The organism is Yoonia sp. MH D7 (assembly GCF_054439475.1).
Genome location: NZ_JBTJCF010000001.1, coordinates 2,205,184 through 2,219,180 on the forward strand (window position 1 = coordinate 2,205,184; position 13,997 = coordinate 2,219,180).

The following is a 13,997-nucleotide window of genomic DNA, read 5'->3' on the forward strand; positions in this document are numbered from 1 at the left end:
AACGCCGCCCACGGGAAACCGGGGCGGCGTTTTTATACCGTGAACGCAGATTTACGCGTCGTCGTCTTCGTCATCTTTATTGTCGGGGATTTTAAAGAAGCTATCCGCGTCAGACACGTCAAGATTACGCGCTTTTTCTTCTGCATCTTCTTCTTCATCACGCGGATCGCTCATCGAGAACGCCTCAAGGCCAGCCATCGAACTTGGCATCTTCGGCTCTGTGGACATGCCAAGCGACTGCTCGGTGCTGACCAGCTTGCGCCGCTCGTCGTCCGACATTACGCCGCCTTCTTTGGCTTTCTTGATGTTGGCCTTCTGCACAGCGGCGTCCAACTCGACCTGCTTACACAGGCCCAACGCAACCGGATCGATCGGATTGATGTTGTTGATGTTCCAGTGCGTGCGCTCGCGGATCGCCTGAATGGTCGGCTTGGTTGTGCCGATAAGTTTCGCAACCTGACCGTCGGACAATTCAGGGTGGAATTTCACCAACCAATAGATCGATGCAGGGCGATCCTGACGCTTGGACAGCGGTGTATAACGCGGGCCGCGACGCTTTTCTTCGCCTACCGATGCAGGGTTGAAAAGCAATTTGAGAACGTGCTTTTCGTTCTTCTCAGCCGCATCAATTTCGCTTTGCAACAACTGCTTGTTGGACACGGGATCAAACCCTTTGACACCAACAGCCACATCACCATCCGCAATGCCCTGCACTTCCAGCTCGTGCAAACCACAGAAATTAGCGATTTGTTTAAACGTGATTGTTGTATTGTCACACAGCCAAACTGCGGTGGCTTTCGCCATAATTGGTAGATCGGACATCGTTGTCTCCTTATCAACAGACATAGCTTTCCTGCGCCCTTAATCTGGGCTGACCCGATTTCGGGCCGGTTCGCATTGTCGGGGAACTTGAACCCTATATAAGGGGGGATCATCCGTTAGGAAAGAACAAAAATGTTACGCCTTTTCGCAGCTTTAGCAGTTTTCGCCACACCCGCATGGTCAGCTGATCGCGCAGGTGAGTTTGATTATTACGTCTTGTCCTTGTCGTGGTCGCCGAATTGGTGCGCGCTGACGGGCGATGCGCGCAACTCGCCACAATGCGACGAAACGACCGATTTCGGCTGGGTCATGCACGGGCTTTGGCCGCAATATGAACGCGGCTTTCCTGCCGACTGCCACACATCCAAGCGCGCCCCAACCCGCCAGCAAACCGCAGCCATGGCCGATATTATGGGCACGTCCGGCCTTGCATGGTATCAGTGGAACAAACATGGCGTATGTGCAGGGCTTGAGAGCGACGAATACTTCGCACTGGCAAGACTTGCCTACGAAAAGGTCACCCGCCCCGCCGTTTTCCGCGACCTCGACAAAACCGTGACCTTGCCTGCCTCGTTGATCGAGGACGCTTTTGTGCGCGACAACCCTGATTTGCCGCGCGACGGACTAACTGTGACATGCAAATCCGGTTATATCCAAGAAGCGCGTATTTGTCTGACGCGTGATCTCGACTTTCGCACATGCGGCGCGGATGTGATCCGCGACTGCACCCTACCCTCTGCTCAATTTGACCCCATCCGATAGGACCGAATTTATGAAAATGATCATCGACACAGACCCCGGCATCGACGACGCAATGGCGATCGCCTTGGCCCACGCTATGCCAGAAGTCGAACTAATTGGGCTAACCGCTTGTTTCGGCAATACGTTTGTCGCGCAATCGAGCCGTAACGCGCGCTACCTGTGCGATTTGATGGGCTTCGCCGTGCCTGTCGCGCAAGGGGCCGCACTGCCCTACGACGAGACGCATTATACACCGTCCGCGAATGTGCATGGCCCTGAAGGGTTGGGCGATTTGAGCGTTGTGCCAGAGATTGGCGAGAATACGCCCGAGAACGCAGCGCAATTTCTGGTTGATATGGCGCGTAAACACAAAGGCGAGTTGGTTGTTTGCGCCGTAGCCCCGCTAACCAATATTGCGGACGCGTTAAAGCTTGATCCGGAATTTGCGACCAACATCAAAGAGCTGGTGATTATGGGCGGCGCATTTCATGTGGCGGGTAATATCACACCCCATGCCGAAGCGAATATTTACCACGATGCCAAAGCGGCGGATGCGGTATTTGCATCCACCATGCCGATCAAAATGATCGGGCTGGATGCGACGTTGTTGACGCTGCTGTCACCCGAAGATTTTGATGTCTTGCGTAAGAAGGCTCCGAAAATTGGCGGCTTCATTGCCCATATCTCGGATTTCTATCTAGAGTTTTACCGCTCTGTCGGGATCACCAATGGCTGTCCGATGCATGATGCGACAGCGGTACTGGCGTGCACGCATCCGGAAAAGTTTACGTTTGAGGAATCAGGTTTGCGCGTGATCTTAAAGGGTGCCGATATGGGAAAAACTGTTGCTGATCCCACGCGCCGCCCTGTTGAGGTGGCGATCAATGTTGCGGGCGAATGGGCGGTTGATTTGTTCATGGAGCGGGTGATCAGCTTAGGCTGACACCTAGATCAAGCCCCTGCAATGTCTGCTCGGCGGGCATTGCACGCTTGCCTGCGCGTTGCGCCATTGTGACCTCGACCGCGCCGCTTCCGCAAGCGATGGTGAAACCTGATAACACCTGACCCGCAACGCCCGCGCCACTTGCCACACGACTGCCAAGCAGTTTGACCCGTTCATCACCGACCATGATCCACGCACCAGGGGACGGCGAAAGGCCTCGGATCTTACGGTCGATGTCTGTGGCGGACTGCGTCCAGTCGATCTGCGCTTCGGATTTGTCAATTTTTGAGGCGTAGGTAACGCCATCCTCGGGCTGTGGTTGCGGGTTAAGATGTGGATACTCCGCCACGGCTTGCACGATCATACGCGCGCCAAGCACGGCCAAACGGTCATGCAGCTGGCCTGTGGTTTCTTCGGGCGCGATATCAAACGCCTCGCGCAGCAGCACGGGTCCGGTATCCAGCCCCGCATCCATCTGCATGATGCAAACACCGGTTTGGACATCGCCTGCCATGATCGCGCGATGGATCGGGGCGGCGCCGCGCCAACGGGGCAAAAGCGAGGCATGGATGTTCAGGCAGCCATGCTTTGACGCGTCGAGAATCGCTTGCGGCAGGATCAGACCATAAGCGACGACAACGGCGATATCGGCGCCGAGGGCCGCGAATTCGGCCTGTGCCTCTGCGGTTTTGAGCGATACGGGATGGCGGACAGCCAAGCCCAGCACCTCGGCGCGCGCTTGCACGGGGCTTGGGCGATCTTTTTTACCACGCCCCGCAGGACGCGGGGGCTGCGAGTAGACCGCGACAATTTCGTGGCCTGCGTCGTGCAACGCATCCAGCACCATGACCGAAAAATCAGGGGTTCCCATAAACACGATCCGCATATGATGTTCCTCATGCTTCTTCAGAGTGAAAATATGTCCGCCGGAGGCTCAGGCCAGCGACGCGCGCAGCTTTGCAGATTTTTTGACCAGCATCTCGCGCTTGGTGCGGCTTAGGTGGTCGATGAACATTTTGCCTGCAAGGTGGTCGATTTGATGTTGCACAGATGTGGCCCAGAGGCCGACAAAATCGCGATCCTCCGAAATGCCATCCGCGTTTAGAAAGCGCACGGTCACGGCGCGGGGCCGCGTAATTTTTGCGCTGACATGCGGCAGGTTTGGCGAGCCTTCTTCATGCTCGCGCGGCGCAATGCTGCTGTGCAGGATTTCGGGGTTTGCCATACGCACGGCTTTGCCGCGCGCCTCGCTGGCATCAACAACAGCCAAGGCCAGACCAATGCCAAGCTGCGGCGCAGCCAGACCAACGCCGGGCATGGTGTCCATTGCGACAATCATCTCATCCCAAATCGCACGAATTTCGTCGGTGATTTTGTCGACGGCGGCGGCGGGGGTGCGCAGCGCTTTGTGCGGATACATCACAAACGGGCGGGTCATGTCACCTCCGGATAATCGATGCAAAGCACACCGTTAAGATGATCATTTTCGTGTTGCACGCAGACGGCAGCAAAGTCGGTAAATTCCCGTTCCTGCACTTCGCCGTCCAATGCTTGCCACCGCACGGTCACGACAGCGGGGCGGGCGATGCGGCAGCTGCGGTCGGGGATCGACAGGCAGCCTTCGTCGTTCACGGCCAAGTTTTCAGAGACTGCGATAATTTCCGGATTGATGAACACGATCGGGTCGGGGTCGCCCGATTTCCATGTGGCGTCCATCACAAAGATACGCGCGTCAACGCCGACTTGCGGCGCGGCCAAGCCACGTCCTGGTGCTGCATACATCACAGCCAGCATTTCAGCCACAAAGTCATCTAATTCGGCGTCGAATAGCGTGACGGGTTCGCAAACCTTGCGCAAAATCGGATCGGGGAGCAGGCGAATTTCCATCAGCCGCGCGCCATTTCGCGTTTCAGTTTTTGCATTTTGCGCGTGATCATCTGGCGCTTGAGCGGCTTGAGATAGTCGATGAATAGCTTGCCGTCCAAGTGGTCGATCTCGTGTTGCACGCATGTGGACCAGAGGCCATCGAATGTCTCTTGCACCTCTTTACCGTCCAGATCCATCCACGACACCTTGACCGATGCGGGGCGTTCGACTTCGGCGTATTGTTCGGGGATCGACAGGCAGCCCTCGTCATATATCGACGTATCGTCGGACGACCAGATCACCTGCGGGTTGATCAGCACCATCGGGCGCGGGGAAACCCCCTCTTCTTTTTCACAATCCATCACCAACAAGCGGGTCATCGCAGCCACTTGCGGCGCGGCAAGGCCGATGCCGGGGGCGTCATACATTGTTTCCAACATATCGTCGGCCAAACGGCGCAAATCATCGTCAATCGTAGTCACGGGGGCTACGATTTTCTTGAGGCGGGGATCGGGATGGATCAGGATATTACGAATACTCATGACACCCGATCTAGCCCTTGCATCCGTTTCGCGCAAGTCGCACCCTGCGTGCAATTTATAACGCCGGAGAATGCATATGAATTTCGACAACACCCCCGATCGCCGCGGCACCCACAGCGCCAAATGGGACAGCATGGAACCCATCTATGGGGTTTCCCCCGATGACGGGATCGCCATGTGGGTCGCGGATATGGAATTCCAGCCGCCCGCCTGCGTGCAGGACGCGGTGAAGGCGATGCACGATCATGGTGTTTACGGCTATTACGGCGACGAAGATGCGTATCGCGCTGCAATCAAGTGGTGGATGGCTGAGCGGCATGGCTGGACCATTGACCCGTCATGGATTTTCACCACCCACGGTCTGGTCAACGGCACAGCACTTTGCGTCGACGCATATACATCGCCGGGTGATGGCGTTGTGCTATTCACACCCGTTTACCACGCCTTCGCACGCGTGATTAATGCCGCCGACCGCAAAGTGGTCTCGTGCGAATTGGTCAATAACAATGGGCTTTATGAATTTGATTTCGACGCCTACGACAAACAGATGACCGGCAACGAGCGCATGATAATTCTGTGTTCGCCGCATAACCCGGGCGGACGTGTCTGGAGCAAGGTTGAACTGCAAGCGGTCGCAGCTTTTGCCAAACGCCACGACCTTATTTTGGTCTCGGACGAAATCCATCACGACCTGACCATGCCGGGACATACCCACACTCCAATGGCAAAAATTGACGGCATAACCGAACGCTTGATCACCATGACCGCTGTGACAAAGACCTTTAACATCGCGGGCAGCCATGCCGGCAACGTGATCATCGAAGATCCCGACCTGCGCGCGCGCTTTGAGGGCCGCATGAACGCTCTGGGCATCTCGCCCAATAGCTTTGGCCTGTTCATGGCCACTGCCGCCTATTCGCCTGAAGGGGCCAAATGGGTCGATGAACTGCGCGCCTATCTCAACGAGAATCGCAAAATATTTGACGCAGGGGTCAATGCCATTCCGGGGGTACAGTCGATGCCGCTGCAATCCACGTATTTGGCATGGGTCGACTTTGCTGGCACTGGAATGTCTGTGTCGGAAATCGAGCGGCGGGTGCAGAAAGACGCGAAAATCGCCCCCAACGCAGGTGCATCGTTTGGGCAAGGCGGCGACAGCTTTCTACGGTTCAACCTTGGCACAACGCGCGCACAGATCGAAGAGGCCGTTGCCCGCCTGCAATCCGCTTTCGCCGATCTGCAATAATCAGCCTGCGATTAGCCCCGCCGGCACAAACGCGGGGCGTTCGTAATCAACAGGGGCTGCGTCTGTGACAGGATGCAGCCACTTGAAATCAAACACCCGCTCATCGCCTTCAATCGCCGATCCGACAATCAAACACTGATACAAATGCCGCGACCCATCATAAATTTCGACACGGCCACGCAGTTTTTCCGCGACCTCCGCATCTAGCGAAAATCCGGTCTCCCAGAACCGGCGCACAGCGTAAACCTGATCACCATCGTGCACGCACAAACGGTCCTTGCGGCGCAGCGATGCCTTGCGCGCCTGCTCTAGTCCCAGACGGACAGCTTCTGGCAAAATATCATTCATCGGGGCTCCTCCTGCATTTCCAATTTGACCACATCAGGGTTAAGATCAAGTCACAAAATGCGCCGCAACGCAGCACATGCACAAAACGGCAACGCTGTGCATCTGTGCAGGACAACCGCGCGGAAATCGCTATTTGCCTCTTGTAACAATTACACTACGTCCAGATCACAAGACACAAAAGGACGAACCTTATGGGACAACTGATCGACGGTACCTGGCACGACACATGGTATGACACCAAGAAATCGGGTGGCAAATTCCAGCGCGAGACCGCATCTTTCCGGCACTGGATCACAGCCGACGGATCAGCAGGCCCAACGGGTGAAGCAGGCTTTGCAGCGTGCTCAAACCGCTACCACCTTTATGTGTCTGACGCCTGTCCTTGGGCGCACCGGACTTTAGTCTTTCGCGCGCTAAAAGGGTTGACCGACCATATCACCACCTCCGTGGTGCATCCTGACATGTTATCAGACGGCTGGACGTTCGAGACAGACGATCACGGCGCCACGGGGGACACGCTATTTGACCTGCCCTTTGCCCGCGACATCTACCTGCGGGCCAATCCGACCATGACAGGTCGGGTCACTGTGCCGATCTTGTGGGACAAACAACGTGGCACAATCGTGTCCAACGAATCCTCTGAGATCATCCGTATGTTCAATCAAGCCTTCAACGGGATTACCAAAAACCACGACGACTACTGGCCCGCACAGATGCGCGACGAGATTGATGCGGTGAACGCACGAATCTATGACACCGTAAACAACGGGGTCTACAAGGCAGGGTTTGCGACCACACAGTCCGCCTATGATGCGGCAGTCTATCCGCTGTTTGACACCCTCGACTGGCTGGAAGACCGCCTATCACATTCGCGCTACCTGATGGGTGATCTGATCACAGAGGCCGACTGGCGGCTCTGGACCACGTTGATCCGATTCGATCCAGTCTACCACACCCACTTCAAATGTAGCCGCAAACGGATCGCGGATTACAAGAACCTGTGGGGGTTTACACGCGAGCTATATCAATGGGACGGAATCGCCGAGACGGTGAATTTCCAGCATATCGTGCGGCACTACTACTACAGCCAAAACACAATTAATCCGCACCGGATTGTCCCGATTACCTCACAACTTGATTACGCTGCGCCGCATTTGCGCGGCTAGCATCCTGACCGTAATGCATCACAATCGCCGCCAGATCGTTTGGCGGCGTTGTTTTGACCATAAAGGCGCGGGCGTTGCTACTATGGGCAAAAATCGACCCGTCAGAGAAAAACGTGGTGTCGGTGACAAAAACAACGTTGGAATTCGGACTGGAATAATTGGCAAAATCAGCAATGGTCAGCGCACTGCCCTCTGACAGAAACAGATCCAGCACAATCACATCAAACTTCTCGTCTTGAATAGCAGCAAGCGCTGCGCGACCGGTTGTGACATGTTCAACATCCGCACCAAGACGCACCAAATGGCGGGACCAAAGCTGACCCAATTCGTAATTGCTTTGCACGATGAGAGTGCGCATTTAAACTCCTTGGCTGCCAACCGTCGGAAAAATCCTCGGCCGTGTGAATTCAATATACTCCGTTTGTGCGTCAAATACTAACGAAGTATTAATGCTTTACGCTTAACAATTCTGAGCGGCAAGTTGCCGCCAAGTGGCACCGCAACCTAAGCGTTTAACCGCTTAACGAAACAAAAACGATAGGCGCAGAATGACAGAAAAGACGACTGGCGGCACGAATCGCCGCCAGACCCGCGACCACCGCGTGCAAAGAAAAAGCAGGGCCGCATGAAAATCACACCTTTTGACGCGACCGCAGGGCTAGACGCCGCGATCGCGCAGTTCGGCGGCACACGGGCGCAATGGCTTGACCTGTCCACAGGCATCAATCCGGTGCCATACCCCGCACCGCGCCTGCCCGCCGACGTATGGACCGCCCTGCCCGATAAGGCCGCATTCAAACGCCTCTCGGGCTACGCGCGCAGCTTTTGGAATGTACCGGACGGGGCAGCAATCCTGCCCGCCTCTGGCAGCGCCGCAATCATCGCGGCCCTTGCGCAGATTTTCCCCAACGACGACGCGACCTTGGCTGTTCACCCCAGTTTCCCTGATGGGCAAGCATGGAACGTGGATCAATTCACCGCGCCCACGACCCTCATCGACGAGGGGTTCTGCGATGTCGCCCCCGCAGCCTCATTTATCGCGCGCACCGCGATGCCCAACACTCTTATCGTCAAAAGTTTTAGCAGATTCTGGGGGCTGGCAGGGCTGCGGCTTGGCTTCGCAATCGGCGACCCCAGCTTGATCCGCAAACTCGGTGACATCCTAGGCCCCTACAACGTCTCTGGACCCGCCCTGGCCATCGGCTGCGAAGCACTGGCAGATCCCGCATGGGCCGACGACACCCGCATCCGACTTGGCAAAGACGCGCAACGGCTTGATGCGATCATGGAAAATCAGGGCGCACCGGTCATTGGTGGCACCGACCTGTTCCGGCTTTACGAAGTTGGTGACGCAAAGGCCGCGCAAACCCACCTTGCGCAGCACAAGGTCTGGACCCGCACCTTTGACCACACCCCCGACTGGCTGATGATCTCGCTGCCTGCCCCTGACCGCTGGGCACACGTCGAAGGGGCATTTTAACACCAGTTTGTCTGGCCGCCTGCACCCTGCTACAACCATGCAAACGCACCAACAGAAAGCCACGCCCATGCGCCTTGCCCTTGCCCTCTCGCTTATGGCAACATCTGCAATTGCACAGGATTGCGGCGGCCCGCTGCCCGCGTTCCTCGATGGGATCAGGGCGGAGGCGGCCACACTGGGGCTTGATCCTGCCGCCACCGAAGCGGTGCTAAACGGCGCACAAATCGATCAATCCGTGATCGCGGCCGACCGCAGCCAAGGCGTTTTCCAAAAAGATTTCCTTACCTTTTCGCGGATGCTGATCAGCCAAAGCAGGCTCGACAATGGCCGCACATACGGGCAACGCCACAACGATACCTTCAACACCATAGACTCCACTTTCGGCATCCCACGCGGCGTCATTCTTGCGTTCTGGGCCTTTGAGACGGACTTTGGCCAAGTACAGGGCGACTTCAACACGCGCAATGCATTGATCACCCTCGCTCACGATTGCCGCCGCCCCGACCTGTTCCGCCCGCAACTGCTCGCCGCGATTGAACTTTACGCAAGTGGTGGTTTTAATCCCGCCACAACAACAGGCGCATGGGCCGGTGAAATCGGTCAGGTGCAAATGCTGCCAAAAGACATCATCGCGCACGGCATAGACGGCGACGGTGACGGACGCATCGTCCTAAAAAACTCTGCGGCTGATGCGCTTATGTCGGGCGCAAACGTGCTGGCCGCGCTCGGCTGGCAACCCAACCAACCATGGCTGCAAGAAATCACCGTGCCATCTGATCTCAACTGGTTCGAAACCGGCCTGACCCACCGCAAACCGGCCTCCGAATGGGCATCGCTCGGCGTCACCGCCAAAGACGGCGACATTGATACCTCGCTTGACGCAGCAATCTTACTGCCCATGGGCCGCTTTGGTCCCGCCTTCCTCGCCTACCCCAACTTTGACGTCTACTTCGACTGGAACCAAAGTTTCGTCTATGTGACCACTGCCGCCTATTTCGCGACACGACTGACAGGCGCGCCACGCTATAGCGCAGGCAACCCAACGCCGCCGTTGACAGGGCCACAGATGCAAGCGCTGCAAAAGAAACTGACTGCGCAGGGGCACGATGTCGGCGGAATCGATGGTATTTTGGGCGCGAAAACCCGCGAGGCAGTGCAGATCGAACAACAGCGGCTCGGCCTGCCTGCAGACGCGTGGCCGACCTCAGACCTTCTGATAAAACTCTAGGGGTCAGGCCACCATCGCCGCCGCTTTCTTTAGGTCCACGGACACCAGTTGCGACACGCCTTGTTCGCCCATGGTCACGCCAAAAAGGCGGTCCATTCGGCTCATCGTAACGGCATGGTGCGTGATGATCAGGAACCGCGTGTTGGTGCGGCGCGTCATTTCATCTAGCAGATCGCAGAACCGCGTCACGTTGGCATCGTCCAGCGGCGCATCAACCTCGTCGAGCACACAAATCGGCGCGGGGTTCGCGAGGAAAACCGCAAAGATTAGCGCCATAGCGGTCAGCGTCTGCTCACCACCTGATAGCAGGGATAGCGTCGACAGTTTTTTGCCGGGCGGCTGACACATGATCTCCAAACCAGCCTCAAGCGGATCATCGCTTTCAACCAGAACCAGCTTCGCTTCACCACCGCCAAACAAATGCGTAAACAACAGCCCAAAACTTTCGTTGACCTGTTCAAATGCCGTCAGCAAACGCTCGCGGCCTTCCTTGTTGAGGCTGGCAATGCCATGGCGCAGTGCGGCAATCGCGGCTTCCAAATCAGCCTTTTCAGTGACCAAGGTGTCATGCTCGGTTCGAACTTCTTTACTGTCTTCCTCGGCACGCAGGTTGACCGCGCCGAGACTGTCACGCTGCCGCTTCAGCGCGTTAACTTGGCCTTCGACGACGTCCAAGGCTGGCATCTGATCCAGATCTGTTGCCAAATTTTCTAGCAATTGCGCAGGGGTCACGTCCTGCGCTTCCGCAATCCGTTCATGCGCATAAGCAACCGTTTCGCGCGCGGCGTCCGCGCGGGCCTCCGAGCGCGCTCTTGCTTCGCGGGCCTCGGATGCGGCGCGTTCGGCGTCGCGCTCGCCGTCCGCTGCATCACGCAGTGCCGTATCCGCGTGCGATAATTTATCGGATGCTTCGCAGCGGCGCTCCTCTGCTTCGTCAATTGCATCAGCGAGATCGGCGCGTTTGGCCGAAATCTCTTCGGGGGCGGCATTGGCGTCTTCCAGCTCAAAAACCGATGCTTCCTTACGCTCGGCCAGTTCTGCGCTGCGCTTGTTGGCGGTTTCCAGACGGTGTTTCCAACCAGAGATTTCTTTGGTGATTTCTTGCGAGCGCCGCAGCCGCGCATCGCCTTCGCGCCGCACCTCCTCATAGACAGAGCGGCGCGACATCATCGTGATCCGCGCAGCTTCCACGGTCATTTTGATGTCTTCGACTTGACCGCGCGCTTCGTCCAGATTGCCCAAATCAGCCGCAGCTGTCTGCGCTTCACTCAAGGCACGGCGGGCCGATTGCGCGTCATCAGCATGACGGGTCACGGCCAAGCCGAGGCTTTCTAACTTGCCCTCTGACAGGTTGCGGTCTGCTTCGGCGCGGCTGGCAGCGCGGTTCGCTTCTGCAACCAAACGGTCGGCGTCGCGGCGCGCTTGGCGGGCCAGTTGGTCGGCCTCGGTCAAGGCAGCCAAGCGTTTGGTTAACATCTCATGAGCTTGGGTCGCGCCCATCGCGGTGGCGCTGACCTCTTCCAGATCGCGCTTGAGTTCAACCAAACGGTTAAGCTGCTGCAACCGTAACGCGGCAGCCGAGGGCGCGTCTTCAGAGGCGGCACGAAATCCGTCCCAGCGCCAGACATCGCCCTCAAGCGAGACCAAGCGTTGGCCGGGTTTCAGAACCGCTTGCAGCTGCGCGCCTTCCTCCTGGCGCACCAAGCCGACCTGATTCATGCGCCGCCCCAAGACCTCGGGGATTTCGACAAATTGCGTCAGGGGCGGGACACCTTCAGGCAAGGCCTGTGCGTTCAAATAGGGGCTGAGCGTTGCCCAACCCGACGCCGCTTCTGGACCAATCGCGGGGGCGCGCAGGTCGTCGGCCAAGGCGGCACCCAGCGCTTTTTCATAGCCGCTTTGCACCGTTAAAAGGTCAAGAACCTGCCCGCCTTCAGCTGTATCACGCTGCACCAATCGGGCCAATGCGGCCACTTCGGCGCGCAGAGCGTTTGCCTCGCCTTCCGCCTCGGAACGCTGCGCGCGCGCATCACTTTCGCGAATTTGGGTCTCGGCACGGGCTTCCTCGGCTTCCGCCAAGGTCAAATCCGCTTTTTCGGCTGTAGCAACAGCTTGCGTTTCGGCCACACCTGCGGCCTCAAAATCTGCCTCGGCTTGCTTTAATGCGACATCAGCCACAGCCATCGCAGCCTTGGCCTGTTCCGCCTCTGCCTCGGACTTTTCAAGCGTTTTGCGGCTGTCATCAATCAGGCGCTGTGCGGATTGATGGCGCGCTGCCAAGCGGGCAACGTCTTCGGTCAGTTGCGACAGATCGGCCTCGCGTTCTTGCAAAACGCCACCACCTTCTTGCGCACCTGCTTTGGCCGCCTCCAACCGGTCTTCATGGCCTGCGCTCGCCTTGGCAATTTCGCGGCCTTCCCATTCCAAGCGTTCGATCGTTTCGCCTGCATCCTTGTTCAAACCGCTTTCGCGCTCGATATCGCGGGCAAGTTGGTCGATGCGTGATCTTAGGGTTTCTATGGTCTCAAGGGCGCGAATTTCTTGGTCTTTGAGAGTGTCGCGCTGAACTTGCAGGCGCTGCAGGACGGCGGCGGCAATCGCCTCTTCCTCGCGCAAAGATGGCAGCGCGCTTTCGGTTTGCGTGCGCAATTTTGCCGCTTGTCGTGCGGCGGTTTCTGCGGTGGCGGCGGCAGTGGTGCGTTCGCGTAATTGTGCACCAGCGGCAAGCATCGCATCGTCCGCTTCCTTCCAACGGCGAAATAACAACATGCCCTCAGCGCGGCGTAGATTCTCACCAATCTCGCGGTAGCGCGCCGCTTGGCGGGCTTGGCGTGCCAGTGTCGCCAACTGCGACGCCAACTGCTCCACCACATCATCGACCCGCGTCAAATTGGTCTCGGCGCCACGTAGCTTCAACTCGGCCTCATGACGCCGCTGATAAAGCCCCGAAATTCCCGCCGCCTCTTCCAGAATACGCCGACGCGCCTTGGGTTTGGCATTGATTAACTCGGCAATTTGCCCCTGCCGCACCAGTGCGGGCGAATGTGCACCTGTCGAGGCATCGGCAAACAACATCTGCACATCACGCGCGCGCACATCCTTGGAACTGACTTTATATGCCGACCCCGCATCACGTGTAATGCGCCGCGTAATTTCCAGATTATCACTGTCATTAAACGCCGCAGGGGCGAGGCGTTCGCTGTTATCAATGACCAACGACACCTCCGCAAAATTCCGCGCAGGCCGCGTCGAGGCCCCCGCAAAAATCACATCTTCCATCGACCCGCCACGCATCGCGGTATAACGGTTCTCACCCATTACCCAGCGCAAAGCCTCCAACAGATTCGACTTGCCGCAGCCATTAGGGCCCACAACGCCGGTCAGCCCATCCGCGATAATCAAATCGGTCGGATCAACAAAGCTTTTAAAGCCATTAAGACGTAATCTGCTAAAGCGCACGCGGGTAGCCTTCCGATTCCTGAACGGACCCTGAAAATGGCCCGCCAGCCCCGTAAAAGTCAATGATCACACCCATTATCTGGCGATAACCGCCGACTTATCCCCAAGATATCGTGATTGTCAGCGTCTCGATCTTGGCCTAGCGTCACCGAACAT

General features: G+C 57.4%; 14 protein-coding genes. 6 read left to right on the forward strand and 8 right to left on the reverse strand.

What is annotated here, in order from left to right:
- Positions 1–51 precede the first annotated feature (51 nt).
- Positions 52–822 carry a DUF1013 domain-containing protein gene (locus ACXLHR_RS10795; RefSeq protein WP_458791438.1) on the reverse strand — a complete coding sequence of 257 codons (771 nt, stop codon included), beginning with the start codon at positions 820–822 and terminating at the stop codon, positions 52–54.
- Between the two features lie 132 nt (positions 823–954).
- On the opposite strand from ACXLHR_RS10795, the gene ACXLHR_RS10800 reads away from it, so the two are divergent.
- Both ACXLHR_RS10800 and ACXLHR_RS10805 read left to right on the forward strand, forming a co-directional pair.
- Positions 955–1,584, forward strand: coding sequence for a ribonuclease T2 family protein (locus ACXLHR_RS10800; RefSeq protein WP_458791439.1), 630 nt, complete (start codon positions 955–957; stop codon positions 1,582–1,584).
- 10 nt (positions 1,585–1,594) lie between these two features.
- Positions 1,595–2,506 (forward strand): nucleoside hydrolase, encoded by a 912-nt coding sequence (locus tag ACXLHR_RS10805; RefSeq protein ID WP_458791440.1) that lies wholly within the window; start codon positions 1,595–1,597, stop codon positions 2,504–2,506.
- Here ACXLHR_RS10805 and fmt read toward each other — a convergent pair.
- From fmt to def (ACXLHR_RS10825), 4 genes are read right to left on the reverse strand one after another with little or no spacing between them, the layout of a single operon-like run.
- A complete protein-coding gene (gene fmt, locus ACXLHR_RS10810) occupies positions 2,493–3,392 on the reverse strand; it encodes a methionyl-tRNA formyltransferase (RefSeq protein ID WP_458791441.1) in 900 nt (299 codons plus the stop codon). The genes ACXLHR_RS10805 and fmt overlap by 14 nt on opposite strands.
- Positions 3,393–3,440: 48 nt before the next feature.
- On the reverse strand, positions 3,441–3,944 hold the full coding sequence (gene def / locus ACXLHR_RS10815; protein WP_458791442.1) for a peptide deformylase: 504 nt from the start codon (positions 3,942–3,944) through the stop codon (positions 3,441–3,443).
- Entirely contained in the window at positions 3,941–4,393 is a 453-nt protein-coding gene (gene def, locus ACXLHR_RS10820) for a peptide deformylase (RefSeq protein WP_458791443.1), read from the reverse strand. Before def (ACXLHR_RS10820) ends, def (ACXLHR_RS10815) begins: the two co-directional genes overlap by 4 nt.
- A complete protein-coding gene (gene def, locus ACXLHR_RS10825; protein ID WP_458791444.1) occupies positions 4,393–4,914 on the reverse strand; it encodes a peptide deformylase in 522 nt (173 codons plus the stop codon). Before def (ACXLHR_RS10825) ends, def (ACXLHR_RS10820) begins: the two co-directional genes overlap by 1 nt.
- Before the next feature lie 76 nt (positions 4,915–4,990).
- Between def (ACXLHR_RS10825) and ACXLHR_RS10830 the strand changes: the two genes are divergently transcribed.
- Positions 4,991–6,160 (forward strand): MalY/PatB family protein, encoded by a 1,170-nt coding sequence (locus ACXLHR_RS10830; protein ID WP_458791445.1) that lies wholly within the window; start codon positions 4,991–4,993, stop codon positions 6,158–6,160.
- Here the strand turns inward: ACXLHR_RS10830 and ACXLHR_RS10835 are convergent, their stop codons facing one another.
- The gene (locus ACXLHR_RS10835) at positions 6,161–6,508 is read right to left on the reverse strand and encodes a hypothetical protein (protein WP_458791446.1); all 348 of its coding nucleotides are present in this window, start codon (positions 6,506–6,508) and stop codon (positions 6,161–6,163) included.
- Positions 6,509–6,699: 191 nt separating this feature from the next.
- Here ACXLHR_RS10835 and ACXLHR_RS10840 point away from each other — a divergent pair, with 191 nt between their 5' ends.
- The gene (locus ACXLHR_RS10840; protein WP_458791447.1) at positions 6,700–7,674 is read left to right on the forward strand and encodes a glutathione S-transferase family protein; all 975 of its coding nucleotides are present in this window, start codon (positions 6,700–6,702) and stop codon (positions 7,672–7,674) included.
- Here the strand turns inward: ACXLHR_RS10840 and ACXLHR_RS10845 are convergent.
- Entirely contained in the window at positions 7,631–8,032 is a 402-nt protein-coding gene (locus ACXLHR_RS10845) for a response regulator (protein ID WP_458791448.1), read from the reverse strand. The genes ACXLHR_RS10840 and ACXLHR_RS10845 overlap by 44 nt on opposite strands.
- A 267-nt stretch (positions 8,033–8,299) precedes the next feature.
- Between ACXLHR_RS10845 and ACXLHR_RS10850 the strand changes: the two genes are divergently transcribed.
- Both ACXLHR_RS10850 and ACXLHR_RS10855 read left to right on the forward strand, forming a co-directional pair.
- On the forward strand, positions 8,300–9,154 hold the full coding sequence (locus ACXLHR_RS10850; RefSeq protein WP_458791449.1) for an aminotransferase class I/II-fold pyridoxal phosphate-dependent enzyme: 855 nt from the start codon (positions 8,300–8,302) through the stop codon (positions 9,152–9,154).
- A gap of 67 nt (positions 9,155–9,221) precedes the next feature.
- Positions 9,222–10,382: a lytic murein transglycosylase gene (locus ACXLHR_RS10855; RefSeq protein WP_458791450.1), complete on the forward strand. Its 1,161-nt coding sequence runs from the start codon at positions 9,222–9,224 to the stop codon at positions 10,380–10,382.
- A 3-nt stretch (positions 10,383–10,385) separates the two neighbouring features.
- On the opposite strand, the gene smc is transcribed toward ACXLHR_RS10855, so the two are convergent.
- The gene (smc, locus tag ACXLHR_RS10860; RefSeq protein ID WP_458791451.1) at positions 10,386–13,841 is read right to left on the reverse strand and encodes a chromosome segregation protein SMC; all 3,456 of its coding nucleotides are present in this window, start codon (positions 13,839–13,841) and stop codon (positions 10,386–10,388) included.
- Positions 13,842–13,997 lie beyond the last annotated feature (156 nt).